This window comes from Acinetobacter sp. GW821-FHT09D10 (assembly GCF_059416285.1).
The window spans coordinates 1,377,106-1,396,853 of sequence record NZ_JBWKOW010000001.1; the positions used below are offsets into that span (position 1 = coordinate 1,377,106).

At 41.3% G+C, this 19,748-nt stretch carries 14 protein-coding genes and 1 other RNA gene; 4 read left to right on the forward strand and 11 right to left on the reverse strand.

Annotated elements, in window-relative coordinates:
• Positions 1 to 16 precede the first annotated feature (16 nt).
• From AC07M3_RS06440 to AC07M3_RS06475, 8 genes are all read right to left on the reverse strand, one after another.
• Positions 17 to 3,274, reverse strand: coding sequence for a type I restriction endonuclease subunit R (locus tag AC07M3_RS06440; protein WP_494566877.1), 3,258 nt, complete (start codon positions 3,272 to 3,274; stop codon positions 17 to 19).
• Positions 3,271 to 4,650 (reverse strand): restriction endonuclease subunit S, encoded by a 1,380-nt coding sequence (locus AC07M3_RS06445; protein WP_494566878.1) that lies wholly within the window; start codon positions 4,648 to 4,650, stop codon positions 3,271 to 3,273. Before AC07M3_RS06445 ends, AC07M3_RS06440 begins: the two co-directional genes overlap by 4 nt.
• Positions 4,650 to 6,926, reverse strand: a complete 2,277-nt coding sequence (locus AC07M3_RS06450) for a type I restriction-modification system subunit M (protein ID WP_494566879.1) — start codon at positions 6,924 to 6,926, stop codon at positions 4,650 to 4,652. Before AC07M3_RS06450 ends, AC07M3_RS06445 begins: the two co-directional genes overlap by 1 nt.
• 87 nt (positions 6,927 to 7,013) lie before the next feature.
• Positions 7,014 to 7,372: a transfer-messenger RNA gene (gene ssrA / locus AC07M3_RS06455) on the reverse strand.
• A 160-nt stretch (positions 7,373 to 7,532) separates the two neighbouring features.
• Complete coding sequence (gene ggt / locus AC07M3_RS06460; protein WP_494566880.1) at positions 7,533 to 9,518, reverse strand: gamma-glutamyltransferase; 1,986 nt, start codon at positions 9,516 to 9,518, stop codon at positions 7,533 to 7,535.
• Between the two features lie 305 nt (positions 9,519 to 9,823).
• Complete coding sequence (locus tag AC07M3_RS06465; protein ID WP_231761765.1) at positions 9,824 to 11,350, reverse strand: DHA2 family efflux MFS transporter permease subunit; 1,527 nt, start codon at positions 11,348 to 11,350, stop codon at positions 9,824 to 9,826.
• Positions 11,351 to 11,356: 6 nt separating this feature from the next.
• The gene (locus AC07M3_RS06470; protein WP_133746639.1) at positions 11,357 to 12,508 is read right to left on the reverse strand and encodes an EmrA/EmrK family multidrug efflux transporter periplasmic adaptor subunit; all 1,152 of its coding nucleotides are present in this window, start codon (positions 12,506 to 12,508) and stop codon (positions 11,357 to 11,359) included.
• Between the two features lie 268 nt (positions 12,509 to 12,776).
• A complete protein-coding gene (locus AC07M3_RS06475) occupies positions 12,777 to 13,274 on the reverse strand; it encodes a thioesterase family protein (protein ID WP_004641674.1) in 498 nt (165 codons plus the stop codon).
• 142 nt (positions 13,275 to 13,416) lie between these two features.
• Here AC07M3_RS06475 and hemB point away from each other — a divergent pair, with 142 nt between their 5' ends.
• Positions 13,417 to 14,430 (forward strand): porphobilinogen synthase, encoded by a 1,014-nt coding sequence (hemB, locus tag AC07M3_RS06480; protein ID WP_005042595.1) that lies wholly within the window; start codon positions 13,417 to 13,419, stop codon positions 14,428 to 14,430.
• Positions 14,431 to 14,455: 25 nt separating this feature from the next.
• Positions 14,456 to 15,571: an NAD(P)/FAD-dependent oxidoreductase gene (locus AC07M3_RS06485; RefSeq protein WP_494566881.1), complete on the forward strand. Its 1,116-nt coding sequence runs from the start codon at positions 14,456 to 14,458 to the stop codon at positions 15,569 to 15,571.
• On the opposite strand, the gene AC07M3_RS06490 is transcribed toward AC07M3_RS06485, so the two are convergent.
• On the reverse strand, positions 15,563 to 16,468 hold the full coding sequence (locus AC07M3_RS06490; RefSeq protein WP_494566882.1) for a TIGR01777 family oxidoreductase: 906 nt from the start codon (positions 16,466 to 16,468) through the stop codon (positions 15,563 to 15,565). The genes AC07M3_RS06485 and AC07M3_RS06490 overlap by 9 nt on opposite strands.
• A gap of 83 nt (positions 16,469 to 16,551) precedes the next feature.
• Complete coding sequence (locus tag AC07M3_RS06495) at positions 16,552 to 17,004, reverse strand: ABZJ_00895 family protein (RefSeq protein WP_133746642.1); 453 nt, start codon at positions 17,002 to 17,004, stop codon at positions 16,552 to 16,554.
• Between the two features lie 380 nt (positions 17,005 to 17,384).
• Here AC07M3_RS06495 and AC07M3_RS06500 point away from each other — a divergent pair, with 380 nt between their 5' ends.
• Positions 17,385 to 17,762: a VOC family protein gene (locus tag AC07M3_RS06500; protein ID WP_001059437.1), complete on the forward strand. Its 378-nt coding sequence runs from the start codon at positions 17,385 to 17,387 to the stop codon at positions 17,760 to 17,762.
• 72 nt (positions 17,763 to 17,834) lie between these two features.
• On the opposite strand, the gene AC07M3_RS06505 is transcribed toward AC07M3_RS06500, so the two are convergent.
• Positions 17,835 to 18,311 carry an OsmC family protein gene (locus AC07M3_RS06505; RefSeq protein WP_307011112.1) on the reverse strand — a complete coding sequence of 159 codons (477 nt, stop codon included), beginning with the start codon at positions 18,309 to 18,311 and terminating at the stop codon, positions 17,835 to 17,837.
• Between the two features lie 164 nt (positions 18,312 to 18,475).
• On the opposite strand from AC07M3_RS06505, the gene AC07M3_RS06510 reads away from it, so the two are divergent.
• The gene (locus tag AC07M3_RS06510) at positions 18,476 to 19,744 is read left to right on the forward strand and encodes an exonuclease SbcCD subunit D (protein ID WP_494566883.1); all 1,269 of its coding nucleotides are present in this window, start codon (positions 18,476 to 18,478) and stop codon (positions 19,742 to 19,744) included.
• Positions 19,745 to 19,748 lie beyond the last annotated feature (4 nt).

The window sequence follows — 19,748 nt, forward strand, 5'->3', positions numbered from 1 at the left end:
AATTAAAAATTAACTTCTAAAGCTCAGATTTACTCGCTAATACATCATAAATAATATTCGCAAACTGGCGCATTTTAGATGGATCGCTCATCAACTGCATAGTTTGTTCATTATGTGCAGTATTACTATCTAAAACAGCATCATCTAAAGCACTATCAAACTCACCCAACATTGCTTGTTCACGAGTATTATTTTGAATTTGCTTCATCATTTTAGTGTTTTCAGACATCTTGTCTGCTACCGTATATACATAATTAATCATGTCCTGCTCTGTCAGCTTATCGGTAATAAATACTTCATTTACACGCTGCAAGATGACTGATAAAAATTCTTCATTTTTATTTTTTGGCTTTGCCGTACCCAAATCATTAGCTGGTTCTAATTTATGTTCAGTACTATTGGCTTTAAGTTGGATATCCTGCTGCCGAATCTTAGAGAGTCGATAATGACTCATAGCAACATTACTTAAATCAATCACATCTTCATCAGCCGCTTGCTCACGCAATAACGGTCGTAAGTTACGAGCAAATAAACTGATTTTTTCGAGTTCCTTATCGTTATATTCTACAATCTGTGACATAAACTCATAAAAGCGCGTAAAACTACCTAAATCCTTTTTAAAGATTTCGAGTGCATCACGCGCTTTTTTCGCTTCGGCAAATTCATTTTCAGCATTAGCAATTAAAACGGGTTCGCCTGTTCGCTTAGTAATTTCCAAACGATTTTTTGTCACATCATAATCATTGATTGCTTTCGTATAACTTTGCTGCCAACGTTGCATTGCAGGTTTACAGATATTGGCGAGTGCAGCATTTGATTTATTTTTGCTATAGAAAGCATCAACAAATTGCTCAACTTCAGTCATGAGGAAAATACGTGCTGCTTTAAGCTTTTTAGCTAAGTCATACACAATATCAGGGTTTGAGACATCTGCTAGTTCAGCTGTTTGGTAGTAGGGTTGGAACGCATCCAAAATATCCTGCGGATCGTTAAAGAAATCCAGTACAAATGTGCCGGACTCTGCCTTACCAGGATAGATACGATTTAAGCGTGATAAAGTTTGTACGCATTCCACACCACCTAATTTTTTATCGACGTACATCGCACAAAGTTTTGGTTGATCAAAACCTGTTTGGAACTTATTTGCCACAATCATTACTTGAAAGTCATCACTATCAAATGCCTTACGCATTTCACGTCCTTTCAAGTTTAGGTTTATATTACTCTCAGTAAATTTTTTCCCAATTAAATGACTACTATCTGCATCATTTTCCGAAAACTCAACCTCACCTGAAAATGCTACCATCGCTTGGATATTGGTATATTTCTGTTCTGCTACATATTTATCAAAAGCCTGCTTATAGCGTACCGCTTCTTTCCGTGAACTGGTAACGACCATGGCTTTAGCTTGCCCACCCAATAAGCCCATTACATTCTTTTTAAAATGCTCAATAATCACACGTACTTTTTGCGAGATATTATGGTCATGTAGTCGTACCCATTGATTGAGCTTAATCTTGGCTTTTTTGGCATCGACCTGATCGTCTTTTTCCTCAATCTTCTGTTTGAGCTTATAAATCACTTTATAGTTGGTATAATTTTTTAAGACATCCAAAATAAAGCCTTCTTCAATCGCTTGGCGCATTGAATAAACATGGTAGGCTTCGGGCTTATTGGTTTTGGATGGTGGTAGTTCAGGATTTGGCAAACGTCCAAATAGCTGGAGCGTTTTATCTTTTGGTGTTGCAGTAAAGGCATAGAAACTTAAATTCTGGCTACCTTTACGTGATGCCATTACCGCATCGAGCATATCTTCTGAAGAGAGTTGATCATCCTCATCACGCTCCTCAAGCATCAAAGTTTCTTTTAGCTGGCGTGCAGTTGAACCACTTTGCGAAGAATGTGCTTCATCGGCAATTACAGCATATTTACGCTCTTTTAAGCTGGTACTATTTTCAATAGCACGTAGTACAAATGGGAAAGTTTGAATGGTCACAATAATAATTGACTGCGCCATTTCCAATGCTTTTGCCAATTTCTCAGATTTGGAACCATCACCCTCTTTATTGTTGATTCGTCCGACCACACCGTCAGCATGTTCAAACTGATAAATCGTATCTTGTAGCTGAGCATCAAGAATTGTTCGGTCAGTCACTACAATCACTGAATCGAACATCTTTTTATTGTTAGCATCGTATAAGCTAGATAGTTGATGTGTGGTCCATGCGATTGAATTAGATTTACCTGAACCTGCACTATGTTGAATCAGATATTTTTGTCCCGTTCCTTCTGCCAGTGAGTCTTCGATTAATTTCGTCACGACTTTCCACTGGTGATAACGTGGAAAAATCAGGCTTTCTTTTTTATATTTTCTCCCTTCCCAATCCTCTTTTTCATCAATCTGTAAATGAATAAAGTTACCAATAATATTCAGTAAGCTATCTGGGGTTAACACTTCATTCCACAAATAGCCTGTTGCATATTCATTTGTATCGTCAGGTACATCATTGCCAGCCCCTTGCTCTTTAGTACCTTTGTTAAATGGCAGAAAATATGTATTGTCACCATTAAGATGAGTTGCCATATAGACTTCATACTGGCTCACCGCAAAATGTACCAATGCGCCCCGTTTAAAGGTCAGTAACGGTTCTGGTTTATTGGTTTCAGGGTCTTTTGGCAGGCGTGTTTTTTTGTACTGTGCCATGGCATTTTGCACGGCCTGTTTAAATTCTGACTTAAGTTCTAACGTTGCGACTGGAAAACCATTAATAAACAAGACTAAATCGATACGCCATTTTTTCGCTTGTTTACCTGTCGCTTCGAGTTCGGCTTTGTTGGCATATGGGCTATAGACCAGTTCAGGTACAACACGACAAATATTCTGTTTATAAATTTCATTGAGTTCAGGGTTTAGACCATGTTCAGGCTTAAACTGGCAAAATGAAAAGCGTGTACCACGGGTTTTCAGTCCATGACGTAACACACCCAATGTGCCATAACTGCGAGATTCGATATCAGTCGCATTAATATCTGCTTTTTTAAGCTGCGCCACTACAGTATCTAAAAAATGGCGTTCGGTATCATTGGGAAAGATGTTTTTAAATTTCTGCCATTCTTTTGCTTGGGTAGTTTGTACAAAGTCTAAAACATCTTGCTCATAAAGTGCTTTTTCACGGTTGTAGCCCTGTGGTGAACCCACCTGCCAACCATGTCTTTGCATTTGTGCAATGATGTCTTGCTGAAAGATGGTTTCTAAAGTTGCATCTGATCTCATGCACTTAACTCCATATCCGCTTCATTATTTTTATTGGGATTTTCCCAGTTGCGTACATCTATTTTGCCTGTCACGGCTGCTGAAATCAGGGCGGTACGGCGTTCTCGCATGAGTTGAATTGCCGATTCAGCTTTTTTAATTAATTCACACATTTTTCGAGTTTGATTATTCAAATAAGTAACAATCTTCAGTTGCTCATCAATAGAACATAATGGAATGGGTAACTTACGAATATCCCCAATTAAAAGAACTGGTTGCATCCCTGAAGTATTATTAAAATCAATCATTTGTCTAAAAGGTTGGCTTGTCACCCAATATAAGCAAAATTCAGGGGAAAAAAACTTTTTATCAAATGTTACTTTCGCAATATTTTGGTTAATGTGAAAAGTATTATCTTTCCCTATTAAAGCTGCATTTCCTAGTGTACCCGTGCAAGGTAAGACTAGATCACCTTTAAATAGTTTTGATCTGAATAATTTACTAGAAAGATTCGCACTTATTCTTTCAGTTTTATTTAAATCTAAATAACGTTCTTGAATATTAAATCCTCGTAGAGCAATTATTTCACCGTCTTCTTGAGGCATCCAAAGATTAGTATACTCAAAACCTGTTAGTTTTGTTACTTCTGCATGATATCCAATCTGAGGACCTTTCCAATGTTCAGGTACTTCCCCTAACCATTCCACACCAGAATCCTTCATCACTACATTGGGGTTTAAACCTTTGGTCACCGTATGACTAATTACCGCTTGACGTTTTTCTTTAAGTAGTTCAATTAACCTTTCTTGTTTGGCAATAAGAGTGTCAATTTTTGCGGTTTCATAATCCAAGAAATTAACAACTTTCTGTAATTCCTTATATCTAGGAAGCACAAGAAAAAAATTTTCCAGCTGATTAATTGATACTCCACCAATCAAACCTGAAATTGAAATACTGAACTGGCTCTTAAAAGGTAATGACTGTAGACAATAATAAATATATTTATTATTTAATAAGGAAGAATGTAAACAAGCCAACTTATTTACAAAACAAACTTCTTGATTTATATAAGCAATTTTACGCCCCGCGCTTCCGCCTTCAATACAAATCAATGTAGAGTCTTGTGGAGCTACCTTATAAGGCATTTTTTTAGGAATTCTTAATCCATTTTCATAAGTAACTTTTAAAGTGCGAATATTAATATCCTTAGAAGAAATATAGGCTCTATCATTTAAATCATTTGATGAAAACTCTTCCTTTTTTTCTACTGACAAACTGTCTCCATTATAAACTTTTGCTAAGAACTTATATTTGGTAGCGTTCCAATGACTTGGTATTTCCCCCAACCACTCGACACCTGAATCTTTATATTCAGCATATTTCTGATACTTCGCCATTATGAATGCACCTCTTGAAGCAGTGCCATAATTTCACGGCTCACCGCATCTAAGTCCGCGTCAATTTCGGCTAACTCACGCGGTGGCTCATACACATAAAAATGACGGTTAAACGGAATCTCATAACCGACTACGCCAATTTCGCCATCTTGTGCATCACGTTTATCAGCATTGATCCATGCATCAGACACATGCGGTTGTACTTCGCGCTTAAAGTAAGACTCGATTAAATCTGTGGTGCTTTGGCTTGGATCAAGTGCGATATTTTCCGCATCACGCAAATCGCCATCTTGCACAAACTCAACTACCTTGCCCTTGTAACTAAACTGACCATACAGCGGATTTTCTTTCGCTTTTATGACTTTATTCATCACAGGTTCGGCTTCAGGATTTTTCCAAGTGACCGCATCCAAGAACTGCTTTTTCTCTTTGGCTTCAAGTTTAATGCTGGTGTCTTTTAAAGCGTGTTTGAGTAGCTCATCAAAGGCGTTAAAATCGTCATGCTGCGCAGTACCCATCTTGGCTTGTAAAGCTACCGCTTTACGCATAAGCGCACGTTGCTCTAACCAGAGTTTTGGCTCAAGTACAGTTTTAATATCTTTTTCTTTCAATTCGCTAAATTCAGCTTTGATCAATGCACGGATTTCAACATGTTGATCATCACTCAACTGACCATAACCTACTTCAGTCCACTCTTTGCCATAGCTGTCATAAATTTTTTGCATCACGGCATTAAATGGCTTTGGTGCAAAACGTAAACTTGCAATCCGTTCATCAGACAGTTGAGCAGATAAACGTAATGGGCGTTCAATGGTGACACGACGGTAACCAAATTCGTAGCTGTTAAAAATTTTGCTCGAAAATGGCTTTTGCTGTTCACTTTCACCATCTAAAGTCAGCGTATCTACCGCTTCAAACGCGCCATAGTTTTGGGTAATAGTCTTAATTTCTGCATCAGTTAGGTAATTACGCTTCGAGCCAAGCGACTTACGCATTTTCGAACTGAGGTTCGTGGCATTGATTAAATGCACTTTGCCTTTACGTTCAGTCTCTTTCTTATTACTCAGTACCCAAACATAAGTTGCAATGCCTGTGTTATAGAACATGTCGGTTGGTAAAGCGATAATCGCTTCGAGCAAATCTGCTTCTAAAATATAACGACGGATTTCACTTTCACCACTGCCTGCACTACCTGTAAACAAAGGTGAACCATTTAAGATGATACCAATTCGACTGCCTTGACCAGTGCTATCTACATCGCGCATCTTGCTAATCAAATGCATTAGGAATAATAGTGAACCATCAGACACACGGGGTAAACCAGCACCAAAACGGCCATTAAAGCCCTTTTGCTGATGCTCATCTTTAATCTCATCTTCGATCTTTTTCCAGTCCACACCAAATGGCGGATTTGACAACATATAGTCAAACTTTTCATAAGTGAGCTGATCATTAGATAATGTATTTCCTAGCTTAATATTACGGACATCTTGTCCTTTAATTAGCATATCTGCTTTACAAATAGCATAGGACTCTGGATTAAGTTCCTGACCAAAAACACGCATCACCGCTTCAGGATTATGCTCATAAACATATTCCGTACCCGAAGATAAGAAACCACCTGTCCCAGCAGTTGGGTCATAAATGGTCCGAATCACTCCTTCTTTATTGAGGGCATCATCATCTTGGCTAAAAATGAGGCCAGTGGTGAGTCGTACAATATCTCGTGGAGTAAAGTGCTCCCCTGCGGTTTCATTCGAACTTTCAGCAAAACGTCGAATAAGCTCTTCAAATACCAAGCCCATATCATGGTTAGAAATATTTTCTGGACTTAAATCGGTTGAAGCAAATTTCTGAACGACTTTATAAAGTAAGTTTGCATCATCCAGTAAACCCGTAAATTCATCAAACTTAAAATGTTCAAAGATTTCACGCGCATCTTTTGAAAAGTGCTGGATGTAATTACTAAGATTTGCTCGAATATTCTTTTGCCCTAGGCTACTCAAGTCGAGCTCTGAAGTATTAAAAAAAGATAGGCCCTGTGTTGCCTTTAATAACATTTTTTCTTTTGCTTCTTCTGGTAAAGGTATCACCCTTACTTTCTCATTTGCCTCTAAGACACTGGCTTTACTAGACTCAAACACACATTCTAAACGGCGTAGTAATGTAAAAGGTAAAATTACTCTCCCATATTGTGACTGCTTAAAATCCCCTCGTAATAGGTCAGCAACAGACCAAATAAAAGCAGCAACCTGAGAAAAGTTTGTATTTGTCATTTTTACTAAAACCTTATGTAAAACCGTTAATTTTAATTGGTCAATAAAAAGGCCCCAAATAATTAAATTTGGGGCCTTTTCGAATTTTGGTGGAGATGGCGGGAGTTGAACCCGCGTCCGCCAGCATTACGCTCGAGAATACTACATGCTTAGATATCGTCTATTGTTTTAACACCTTGTGACCCGACGAACAGGGTACAAGTTGCGATCCTCTAAGTTTGGTATAAAGCCCCGAGGCTTGACTCTATACGGACTTGTGTGCGTGCGCTACGGTCGGGTTCCTAAACCACAAGTATTCTAGGAAGCGGACAAACTGCCCTTAGGCAGCTAGAGCGTAAGTTTCGTCGTTTGCGACTAAAATATGCAAATTTGATTTACGAGAGAAAATGCGCTCTCGGCATGCATCTATGAGTTTCATCACCAGCGTCGAAGCCAATAACATCCCCATGAATGTATGAGCATCATAGCATAACTAAAATAAAATACTGTGCATTTTATCAACAGTCCGCTACTGATGAACATATTTACATAATGGAGAGCCTTTTGTTTTTTTCAAGGGCCACATAAAAAAGCTGCCACAAATGACAGCTTTTTTTTAAGTTTGGACTATAAAGCTCCATTGCCTAACACAATACCTTCACGGCGTGGGTCTACCCCACCAGCGTATTTGCTTTGATTATTAATATTTACTTTCATAATCGTTGAAATACCGCTGGTTTGCGCAGTGTTAGAAATGCCGTGCCCTTTTGCTTTTAAACCTTCAATCAAATCAAGCAAAGAAAGCTGCACATTCGAGCTATCTACATTGGTGTTTTTACTATTGGTCGCTCCAAAGTTTACAAGCGAGGTGGCTTGCTGAGCGTTTAAGTTCCAGTCCAATGCACCCACCAAAGTTTTAACCACATATTGAATGATCGTACCGCCACCTGGTGAACCTGTTGCCATATAAAACTCATCTGGCGTAGTGCCTTTAAAGACTAAAGTTGGCGCCATGGTACTCCGTGGGCGTTTGCCACCTTCCACACGGTTAGCAACCAGTGCTCCAGTGCTATCAAGCGGGTTCGCGCTAAAATCAGTTAACTGGTTCGACAGCAAGAAACCATCCACCATGTGGAATGAACCCATGCTCGATTCAACAGTCGATGTCATTGAAACCACATTGCCATAGGCATCTACAATCGTGAACTGAGTTGTTCCGTGTTCAACAGTGGTGTCGACACCCGAAGCTGGGTTGAAATTACCCGCTGGTGCAACGCCCATACTCAGGTTCGGGTTAATCAGTGCTGCACGTTGTTTTAAGTAATTTTTATCAATAAAGCTTGCAATACCCTGCGCTGGTAAAGCGACAAAGTCAGTATCTGCCACATATTTATCACGGTCAGCATAAGCCAAACGCTCTGCCTCAGACACTAAATGCACGCCCATGACATCGGGCACACCACCTTCATTTTCAGGTTTTTTAGGTGGATAGAGCGACATATCAAAGTTTTCTAAAATACCTAGGGTTTGCGCAACTGCAATCCCTCCCGAAGATGGAGGCGGCATGGTACAAACATAGTAACGATCACGGTACGTTGTACAAATTGGGTCGCGTTTTTTAACCTGATAGTTCGATAAATCCTGCAAGGTCATTAAGCTTGGAGTAATTGTAGTTCGGGCTGGGTCATCCCCTAACGTCTGGCCTGCTTTTGCCACAATCGCTTGGGCAATCGGGCCCGTGTGCAGCGCATTTGCACCTTGTGAAGCAAGCGCTTCTAGGGTTTTTGCATAGGCTTTGTTGGTCATAGTTTCACCGACTTTACGTGGTGAACCATCTGGGTAGAAATAGGTCGCCATTGCATTTGCATCAAGCGCTAAATTGTTTGCATTACTTGCAATTGCATCTGCCAAACGGCCCGGAATGCGGAAACCGTTGTCAGCCAAACCAATGGCTTCACCAAAAAGCTGGTTCCACTTGAGTTTGCCATGTTCCTGTTGTGCTTGTTCAAGCAAACGCATAACACCCGGCACACCAATTGAACGACCACTACGGCGGGCACTTGGTACAGGCGCAGGTGAATTTGGGTCATCCATATTTTGGCGAATTAAATAAAATGGGTTGGCTGCGGCTGGTGCGGTTTCACGACCATCATAAGCCGTAACTTTTTTGGTTTTGGCATCGTAATACATCATAAAACCACTACCCGCAATCGTGCTCGATTGAGGTTCTACTAAACCCAACACCGCTTGTACCGCAACGGCTGCATCGACTGCGCTACCGCCTGCTCTTAAAACATCACAGCCCGCTTTTACCGCAAGTGGTGTGTTTGCCACCACCATATATTTATCTGCGTATTTAACCGTGTTACCAAGTCTATAACCCGATGCACCCTCCGGTGCTGCTGGGTCACCATTTTGATTTGACCCGACCACCACACTTGAACCGTCTTGTGCCAGTTTGCTACAACTGGTCGGGTCATTATCAACTATTAAATTGGGTGGGGTTGTATTTGAATCATCCTTGGGCTGATCTGACGAGGAGTCATCTCCACATCCTTGTAATAAACCGATTGCTAATAAACTACTGAACAAAAATGAATATCTTTTATTCACGTGATAACTCCAATATATACGCCTGCCTATCCATGCAATTGCCATGCAAGCTTCTTTGTTTTCAGGTATTAAGTTTTTTTAATCTTTGATAAAAATAAGGTTTTATAATATTGAATGTTTAAGGGCGATTTATCCTGTGCCCTGTCTTATGCCTCCTTGCTTGGTATCACACTCTTTTATAACTGATTTTCCCGATTCTGGCATGCTTTATTTCGCTAAATACAGGCAAAATCTGCCATTTGCAGATGCAGTTTATTTTTTAGTGGACCTAAAAAAAGCACCTCCGGAGAGATGCTTTTTTGTGTTTAGTGAGAAGGCATTCCGCTGACATCTCCTTTGGGTTTTGGACACAGCCAAATGACCAACCCCGCAAAGACAAATACCATCGCAAATAGTAAAAACACATGGTTTGCCGACATGGTAATGGCTTCTTTATCGACGAGGTTTGAAATGATTCCTAAGGTCGAGTCAGCCGAAAAACCATTTTGCAAAAGGTTATTTTGAACTTCGGCAGTATTTAGGTTTGACACCATTTCACTACGTGCAACTTTGGCGTGGTCATCCCACACGGTGACTGCAATTGAAGCACCAATTGCCCCTGCCATGGTTCTTAAAAAGTTCATGAGGCCCGCCGCAGATGCAATTTCTTGCTGGAGTACTGAACCCAGTGCAATGTTCGACAGTGGAATAAAGAAGAACGGTACGGCAAAACCTTGCAGGATTTGAGGCCAAGCCAATGCCATAAAGTCGGCGTCTGTGGTCCAGAATGCCCGCATTAAGGTCACAGCACCCAGCAAAATCAAACCGAAACTGGCTAGTGCTCGTGGGTCATGTTTGGTCGAAAGCTTTGCCACAATCGGTGACATGGTCAAACTACCAAAGCCCATGGTTGCAGTTAAATAGCCGGCCCATGTGGCGGTGTAGGAAAGGTTCATTTGCAGCCACTGCGGTATCAGTACAATACTGCCAAAGAACGCTCCAAAACCGAGTGACAGAGCTAACACTGAAATAGCAAAGCCCCTATGCCTAAAGACTTTCACATCCACGACGGGGTGCTTGTCGGTCAGCTCCCATATGAGGAACACCACAAAGCCAATGACGGCGGTTAAAGCGAGTACCACAATGCTCGTACTGTTAAACCAGTCGCGTTCATGCCCTAAGTCGAGCATGAGCTGTAGCGCACCAATCCACAAAATTAACAGACCTAAACCGACCGTATCGATTCTTAAAGAAATGGTTTCTGTTTCGGCTGGTTTGAGCAAACGGATTGCCGCTAAAACACAAATAATGCCGACCGGTATGTTAATAAAGAAAATCCAGTGCCAAGATAGGTTGTCACTAATCAAACCACCTAAAATTGGTCCTAAAATTGGCCCAACGACGGTAGTCATCGCCCATAGGCCCATGGCCTGTGCATGTTTTTCTTTAGGGAAAATACGCATCAGCAAGGTTTGGCTGAGTGGCATAAGTGGGCCACCGCATAGACCTTGTCCAATACGGAAAAACACCAGCATGCCTAACGAGTTTGCTAGGCCGCACAAGAAAGAAAAAATGGTAAAACCAATCAGGCCAAAAATAAAGACTCGGACGGTTCCAAAGCGGCCCGCAAGCCAACCCGTTAAAGGTACACAAATCGCTTCTGCAACTGCATACGAGGTAACGACCCATGTCCCTTGTGTACTGGAAACAGCAAGGTTACCGGTAATGTGCGGTACAGATACGTTGGCAATGGTCGTATCGAGTACGACCATAAAGTTCGACAAGGCAATAACAAACGCTGCCAGTAATAAACGGCCACCGCTCAGCTCGGCAAAAGGTGTTTGCGTTTTCATAAGCGTTTACTTCGCAGATAGGTCGACTTTTGCTTCCATCGACAAGCCAACACGCAGTGGGTGTTCAGCAAGTTCTTTCGGATCAAGTGCAATACGAACTGGTAAGCGTTGAACCACTTTAATCCAGTTACCTGTTGCGTTTTGAGCCGGAATTAAGGCAAAGGCAGAGCCTGTACCACCAGAGAAGCCCATCACTTTGCCGTGATATTCAACGTCGTCACCATATAAATCTGATGTAAGTGTGACGATTTGACCCGGACGGACTTTTTTCAACTGACTTTCTTTAAAGTTTGCATCTACATATAAATCGTTGAGCGGCACAATCATCATCATGCTGGTGCCCGGCGCAACGCGTTGGCCCACTTGAATATTACGACGCGTCACCACGCCATCAACTGGCGCACGGATTACGGTACGTTCCAAATCAAGCTGAGCTTGTTCAACATGTGCTTGTGCAACTTGTACATCAGGTGTTGAAACTTCATTTACACCCTGAATTAAAGCCTCGTTCGCAGCTAAAGTACTTTCAGCAGCTTTACGGCTTGAAGATGCTTGCGCTAAACCTGCTTTAGCAAGCTCTAGCCCTGCTTTGGCCGTTTCTACAGCACTTTGTGCTTTAGTGAGTTCTTCTTTAGACACTGCACCAGACGCGGCAAGTTGCGCACGGCGATTCAGCTCTAAAGCAGCTCTGTCGTAGTCAGCCTGTGCTTGAGCAACTTGTGCTTTGGCACTGGTAATTTCGTCGGCACGAACCACAACTTGAGAGTTTAAAGAACTACTGTTTGCTGCAGTTTGTTTGTATTGGCGTTTTGCTTTGGCGAGTTCTGCTTCAGCTTGCGCTAATGCAATTTTGGCATCACGGTCATCAATACGAACCAGCACGTCACCACGATGTACTGTTTGGGTGTCTTTTACCACAACCTGAGCGACCTGCCCGCTTACCATTGAGGTGATTTGAGCAGTTTCTGCACCGACATAAGCATTATCCGTACTCACGGAATGATTTAAAAATAATGCCCAGATTGCATATAAAATAGCGGCGATCAATAAAATCAGCGCAAAAAAACCAAGAAATTTTTTGCGCTTGTTTTGATTGTTATCATCCGAGGCAGATGTTGTTGGCACTGTTTCTTGTACATTGCTTTGTGCATCAGTCATGGTATGTTCCTAAAGATGGGTTGGCTTTGCCATCAATCTCGCACTACACCTTGTTATAGAGTTTTTATTTTTCTATAAACAAGACATACCGCATTGTCAAAGGAGCTAATTTTAACGCTAAAACCTCATGATATGAGAATAAAAAATGATAACTAATGCGTTCGTTCTAATTAAATTAATGTTTATCTCAAAGTTTTTGTGAAAATTTCTGCTTTTCAAATACTAAAAAAAGCGCACTTGGCGCTTTTTAACGACTTAAATCGGTAACTTAATAGGCGTATGAAGCAATACCCGCAGCAATTGCTTTACCTTCATCATTGACCATGGTCATACGCATGGTGCAGCCCTTACGGCCTAAACGCAGAACTTCAGCACGGGCAATAAAGTATTTACCACGCCCCGGCGCTAAATAATCTACACGCATGTCGACCGTTGCTAAACGCGACACTTGCTTAATGGTCTCGGTTAAAGTTTCCGGCGTTGAACGGCGATATAGGTGTTCCATTGCCACAATACCGCCAATGCTATCGAGCAAGGTTGCAGCAACTCCACCATGCAAAATCTGAAATGCCAGATTGCCAATCAGGTCGGGTTGCATCTCGATATAGCCTTCAATCTGCCCGTCCACCACACGCATAATCATTCCACTATGCTTAAAAAAAGGAGAGCTATTAAACGCCTTACATAATTGCTTAAGAACTACATTCAGGTCAGTTTTTGCACCTAAATGAATGCTCCCAGTCCAATTTTTCTTTTCATCACTCATACGTTGCCTAAATTTAAAAGCATGATAAACACCCATAATTTTGTACAAATCCAGCATTATGGGGCTACAATACAGCAGTCGGTTGACAGTAATGGAATATCCGCCAACCTATCCTAGTGTAATACCGAACATCGAGATTGTTATGACTTATACGTTCAATCGTCCTGCATTTCCAGCCACTCGCATGCGCCGTATTCGTAAAAATGACCAGTTGCGTGCGATGGTCAGCGAAACACAGCTCACTACCAATCACTTGATTTATCCAGTATTTGTATTACCGGGACAAAATCAGACCCAAGATATTCCAAGTATGCCAAACATTCAGCGTTTGTCGGCAGATTTATTACTGAAAAAAGCTGAAAGACTTCTGGAATTGGGCGTATCAAAACTGGCTCTTTTTCCTGTAACACCTCAAGAAGATAAAAGCCTGACTGCAGAAGCTGCATGGCATGAAGATGGTTTAGTCCAAACCACCTGCCGTTTGCTTAAAAAAGAATTACCAGAAATGGTGTTAATTACCGATGGTGCACTCGACCCATACACCACTCATGGTCAAGACGGTATTATTGATGACACTGGCTATGTGCTGAATGACGAGACTGTAGAATGCTTGATTAAACAAGCTTTAAGTCATGCCGAAGCGGGTGCTGATGTGGTTGCACCAAGTGACATGATGGATGGCCGTATTGGCGCGATTCGTCAGGCTTTAGAAGCCAATGGTCACATCTATACCAACATCATGGCCTACTCTGCGAAATATGCATCTAGCTTTTATGGCCCGTTCCGTGATGCTGTTGGCTCTGCATCCAACCTAAAAGGTGGTAATAAATATAACTACCAGATGGACTTTGCCAACCGTGCCGAAGCTTTACATGAAATCGCACTTGATATTCAAGAGGGCGCCGACATGGTCATTGTAAAACCAGGCATGCCATATCTGGATGTGGTACGTGAAGTGAAAGATACCTTTGGTGTTCCAACCTTCATTTATCAAGTGAGTGGCGAATACGCGATGTTAGCGGGCGCAATTCAAAATGGCTGGTTATCAGACTCGGTGATTTTAGAGTCACTCATGTGCTGCCGCCGTGCTGGTGCAGACGGGATCTGGACTTACTTTGCAGAAACTGCTGCCGAAAAACTCAAGGAAATGAACTAAGTTCGCAGAGAAAGGATAACACTGCATGCATATTGCAATCATTGGCGCGGGCATTAGTGGATTAATGTCTGCGCTAGAGTTGGTTGAACAAGGCTGTACCGTCAGCATTTTCGATCAACAACAAGCGGGACAAGCAGCCTCTTGGGCTGGCGGAGGGATTCTTTCTCCGATGTATCCGTGGCGTTATGTGCATGCAGTGAACCAACTTGCTCAGTTTGGTAAAGCGTCTTATCAAGCATGGAACCAAAAACTCTCCCCTGTTACAGGGATTGATTTTGAAATTCATGACACAGGCATGCTGATTTTTGATGAAGAAGATTTTGACGTCGGACTTTCCTACGCAAATCAACATCAAGAACCCATGCAACGCTGTGAATATTTACAGCGAGATGCCCTAGAGCAAGTCAACCCGCATATTTCCGATCAGTTTCAACAAGCCATTTATTTCCCTGAACTGTCTAATATTCGCAATCCACGCGTTTTACAGTCGCTGATTAGCTATTTAAAACAGCATCCAAATGTTGAGTTTTTTGAACACTCTGCTGTTAAAAAACTGATTCAACAGGATGATGTTATACAAGCGCTCCAAACCGAAGATGGTCGCAAACATACAGCAGATCATTTTGTAATAACTTCGGGTGCTTGGAGCCATTACTGGAACTCACAATTACAACTCGAAATTCCGGTTGAACCTGTTCAAGGTCAAATGCTGCTATTTAAAACCCCTGCTCACTGGCTACCAACCATGTGCATGAATCGAGTGATGTATCTGATTCCACGTATGGACGGTCATATCGTGTGTGGGTCAAGCATGGCACATCGTGGTTTCGACACTTCCACTGACGAAACAACCCAACACAATATTTTAGAAGCATGTTTGGATATGGTGCCTGAACTGGCCGATTTTCCGATTGTACAGCGCTGGGCAGGCCTCAGACCAAGTTCACCAAATGGTGTTCCCTACATTGGCAAAATGCCTGAAATGGACAACCTCTGGGCAAACTTTGGTCACTTTAGAAATGGTTTATGTATGGGCGCCGGCTCTGCTCAATTGCTCCGTCAGCTTATGCTGGGTCAACCGACATTAGTTGATGCCAAAGCATATTCACCAGAGCGCCTGCAAAATAAAATCTTAGCCTGACGCGAGTACATTCTCTAAAGCCATTTTTAACTGAGGATAAGCAAACTTAAATCCTTCTGCTTGCAGGGCAGCGGGTTTAACGTATTGACCATTTAAGACCAATTGCGATTGCTCCCCTAACAAACAGCGGAAAACCGTACTGGGTGCTGACAACAGTGGTTTCTTATTGAGTACCGCAGCAGCTTGTTCAACAAATACCTTCTGGGTCACATTTTCTGGCGCTACTACATTATGAATCTGAGCTGATTGAGGATGCTTAAATATAAACTCGATTGCGTTTAACACATCTTCAATGTGTACCCAAACTACTGGCTGACGACCTTGACCAATTTGACCGACTAAATTGAGTCGAATAGGAAGCAACATTTTAGGCAAAATGCCACCGCCCTGCCCAAACACCACACCTAAGCGAATAATTTTGGTATTTTGCTGAGTATCTGCTAAAGCTGCGCGCTCCCATTCTTGGCAAAGCTCAGACATAAAAATAGGCTGTGGTGAACTTTGTTCGGTGCACAATTCTGCCCATTTTTCTTGATCATCTATACCGTAATAACCAATCGCTGAGCCAGAGACAATCACTTCTGGAAAAATTTCAGATTGCTTTAGCCATGCATATAACTTTCGTGTCGTGTTCACTCGGCTTTCAATGAGTTGTTTTTTGCGTGATTCGGTCCAGCGTTTTTCGCCAATATTTGCACCCGCCAAATTCACGACATAATCAATTTGACGTGTCGAAATATCTTCAAGCTTTTGCACCCACTGTAAGGCAGGATGGTCAGATTTCTTCCCAACCTGCCGCGTAACAGCAATCACGTTATAATTTTTTTGCAGCAGGAACTTAATTAAATGCGTTCCGATAAAACCACTAGCACCCGTAATTAATACATTCTTATTCATATTTCCTCCAAAACCGAGGACACAAGCTTTATTAGATTCTATAAGAATAATTCATGTCTAATCGTATTCGTTTTTGTAGTGATCTATTGCACATTAAACATTTTGCTTGCCATTCGCTGTGCCTGTTTCCCATAAAACCAATAGGTAATTAAATAAAGCGGGATCGCTAACATTAAAAGCATAATGAGCATAATGCTTAAAAACTGAGGCTGTTTCAGGTAAAGCATAAAGTTCTGCAAAATCTCTGGGTCTTTCCTGGCAAATAAAAATAAGCCGAATAAAACACCACACAAGTTATAGCCCCAAAAAATCAGGGTAAAGCCTAAAGTAAATTTCTTTTTTTCTTGTAGAGTCGGTGCACGGCGTTCTTTCTTTAAAAATTTAAACAGGACAAAAATCATTGCGCCTAAATATGGAACGGCTGTTAAAATACCACCTACACTCGCTGGTAATAGTGCTGCAACCACACCTACAATTAAGGTGAGTCCTATGCATAAAGCAAAAAACCAGAGAAAGTAAGAGCGTAATTTGGTCATCTTTTTGCCTAATTTATGGGTTCAAAAAATAATTATAAATTTTTTTCAATTTTTTTTCATTTTTCTGTCAACCAATCTGAATCTCTTGACGTTATATAGGGTAATAAGGTCGCAGCAACCGAATACTTCCTTTGCACGGCATCCGCAGAATTGTATCGGTGACCTTTCATTACGACTCTTTTCTTCCTTCAGATTAGGTTTTGTTAGCAGCCGAAACCCTTGATGAAGTTTTTGACCGACGATTCTCTCATCACTCGAATCGTCGGTTTTTATTTTCTGGCACTTTCATTTATTTTACGCTCTACATACACAATAGTTGTTTCATGGTCATAAAGGCTATGCGTATACTTTTTACACCATGAAAATATGTTTTTAATAATATGAACAACATTGCCTATTTTGAAATCCAGTCTTCAAATCCTGCCCGAGACGCGCAGTTTTATCAAGCTGTGTTTGGCTGGCAATTTAAACTCGATGAAAGCTTACCAATTGAATATTACCGTATAGAAACACCCTCAATCATGGGTGGACTATTAAAACGCCCAGCCCAAACGCCACCAATGGAATATGGCACCAATGCATTTACCTGCTCGGTTCAGGTCGAAAATTTCGATGAAGTGGCTGCAAAAATTTTAGCGCAAGGAGGTATTGTCGCGATGGATAAATTCGCCATTCCCGGTCGTGCTTGGCATGGTTACTTTGTCGATTTAGACCACAACGTTTTTGGTATTTTTCAAGTTGATGAAAATGCAGCTTAAAGATCTTATTTAACGACTCTATTTATTTTTTAATATATAGCCACCGCCTTTTTATCGGTGGCTATTTCATATTTATTCTTCGGCAAAACTAAAAGTGGCTTCACATGTAATTGGGAAATTAACTGAGTTGGCAATCATGCATTCATGATGCGCTTCTTCATGTAATTTAGCAGCAAGTTCTTGATCGGCACCTTTTTCTAAAACAATCTCTGGCTTTAAAATAATTTGGGTAAAGTGACCACGTTTAACTGGATCCGCATCCTCCATAAATCCAAGTGCATGATCGACATAGCTCAGCACATGAATATGATTGACTGCGCATAGGTGTAAATACCACAGCTTATGGCAAGCTGAAGCTGATGCAACCAATAAATCTTCTGGGTTCCATCTGGTCACATCGCCTAAATAGGCAGGGTCTGATGAACCTTGAATAGTGGCTTTTTGTGGATGTTGAATACTAAAGTCGCGCTTATATGAACGATAAGATGAAGTGCCTGTACCTGTATTGCCTTCCCACTGTATTTTTACTTCGTATTTATGAATGGTCATTTTGTTCTCAAAGTTCATTGTTTGAACTGATAGTAACAAAGCAAAGTTTAAAGTGACAAAATTAATTCAGATTTCAGCGTAGGCTTAAATATCGAGCACTTTAAAATGTCTTTATAAAATCTCCTGCCAATTTATGCTAACGTATCTGTGTTTATTTTGGCTTGATGTCTGTTTCTATGTCCGTACATTTTCTACATACTTCTGACTGGCATTTGGGGCAGTTTTTTTATAATCATTCACGTCACTACGAACACCAACAATTTTTAAGTTGGTTGCTTACTCAAATTCAAGAAAAACAACCGCATGCTCTGCTTATTGCCGGCGATATTTTTGATGTGATTAATCCGGGTTCACAAGCACAAAAACAACTCTACCAATTTTTAGCAGATGCACACCGGATTGCACCGCACATGCAAACGCTCATGATTGCAGGTAACCATGACTCAGGCTACCGTATTGAACAGGTCGAACCACTTTTAGAAAAATACAATGCAAAAACCGTGGGCGTGGTTCGTTGGAACGAAGATAAAACCCTAGATCTCGATCGTCTGCTTTTGCCTATTTATAATCAAAATCAAGAAATTGTGGCGTGGTGCCTTGCCCTACCTTTTTTACGTTCGGCAGAAATTACGGGCTTTAATGAACATACCACCAATAGCAAAAATGCGATTGCCTATTTGCATGAACAACTGATTGCAGAAGCGAAGCGTCGTAAAACACCAGACCAAGCTCTTATTTTGATGTCGCATGCTCATATGCAAGGTGGAGAAACATCCGACTCTGAACGCCCAATTATTATTGGTAATGAAGAAGCACTTTCAACGACTTTATTTGAAGATGCTGTCGACTATGTCGCTTTAGGGCACTTACATAAACCACAAAAAGTAGGTCAGCCGCACATTCGTTATAGCGGCTCGCCCATTCCACTTTCTTTTAGTGAAATTAACTATAAGCACCAAGTGGTTGAAGTCAAAATTGATCCAACTCAAGAGACAGACAGCCGTTTGCAATTTGAGGCTGTTGAAATTCCGCGTTGTATCCAATTACATCGTATTCGTGGTGAATTAAATGAGGTCTTGCAACAACTCAAAGCATTGCCAAACGGCGTGATTGAGAATATTGACCACCGTGAATATGTCGATATTGAATATTATAGTTTAACGCCGCCACAACCTAATTTACGTCAGCAGTTTGAAGCGGCTCTACCGCCTGACCGCTACCGTTTAGTGCGTATTTCACGTCAATATGTGAGCCAAGATGCTTCGGACACCGATACCGCTCAGCAAATTGCACTTGAACCACCTACCCCAGAAAAGCTGTTTCAGAATATCTGGGAAAAACAAGGTTACAGTGCCGATGATGCAGTCTTAAAAGATTTTCTAAGTCTGGTACAAGAAGCACAAAAAAATCTTGAAAATGATGCAACCCCTTAAGGAC

Bases quoted from the DNA above. Each gene is read 5' to 3' on its own strand.
- AC07M3_RS06445 (WP_494566878.1), bottom strand. From the start codon at position 4,650: ATGGCGAAGTATCAGAAATATGCTGAATATAAAGATTCAGGTGTCGAG.
- AC07M3_RS06490 (WP_494566882.1), bottom strand. From the start codon at position 16,468: ATGAATAAGAATGTATTAATTACGGGTGCTAGTGGTTTTATCGGAACG.
- AC07M3_RS06475 (WP_004641674.1), bottom strand. From the start codon at position 13,274: ATGAGTGATGAAAAGAAAAATTGGACTGGGAGCATTCATTTAGGTGCA.
- AC07M3_RS06465 (WP_231761765.1), bottom strand. From the start codon at position 11,350: ATGAAAACGCAAACACCTTTTGCCGAGCTGAGCGGTGGCCGTTTATTA.
- AC07M3_RS06505 (WP_307011112.1), bottom strand. From the start codon at position 18,311: ATGACCATTCATAAATACGAAGTAAAAATACAGTGGGAAGGCAATACA.
- AC07M3_RS06450 (WP_494566879.1), bottom strand. From the start codon at position 6,926: ATGACAAATACAAACTTTTCTCAGGTTGCTGCTTTTATTTGGTCTGTT.
- AC07M3_RS06495 (WP_133746642.1), bottom strand. From the start codon at position 17,004: ATGACCAAATTACGCTCTTACTTTCTCTGGTTTTTTGCTTTATGCATA.
- AC07M3_RS06510 (WP_494566883.1), top strand. From the start codon at position 18,476: ATGTCTGTTTCTATGTCCGTACATTTTCTACATACTTCTGACTGGCAT.
- AC07M3_RS06485 (WP_494566881.1), top strand. From the start codon at position 14,456: ATGCATATTGCAATCATTGGCGCGGGCATTAGTGGATTAATGTCTGCG.
- AC07M3_RS06470 (WP_133746639.1), bottom strand. From the start codon at position 12,508: ATGACTGATGCACAAAGCAATGTACAAGAAACAGTGCCAACAACATCT.
- hemB (WP_005042595.1), top strand. From the start codon at position 13,417: ATGACTTATACGTTCAATCGTCCTGCATTTCCAGCCACTCGCATGCGC.
- AC07M3_RS06500 (WP_001059437.1), top strand. From the start codon at position 17,385: ATGAACAACATTGCCTATTTTGAAATCCAGTCTTCAAATCCTGCCCGA.
- AC07M3_RS06440 (WP_494566877.1), bottom strand. From the start codon at position 3,274: ATGAGATCAGATGCAACTTTAGAAACCATCTTTCAGCAAGACATCATT.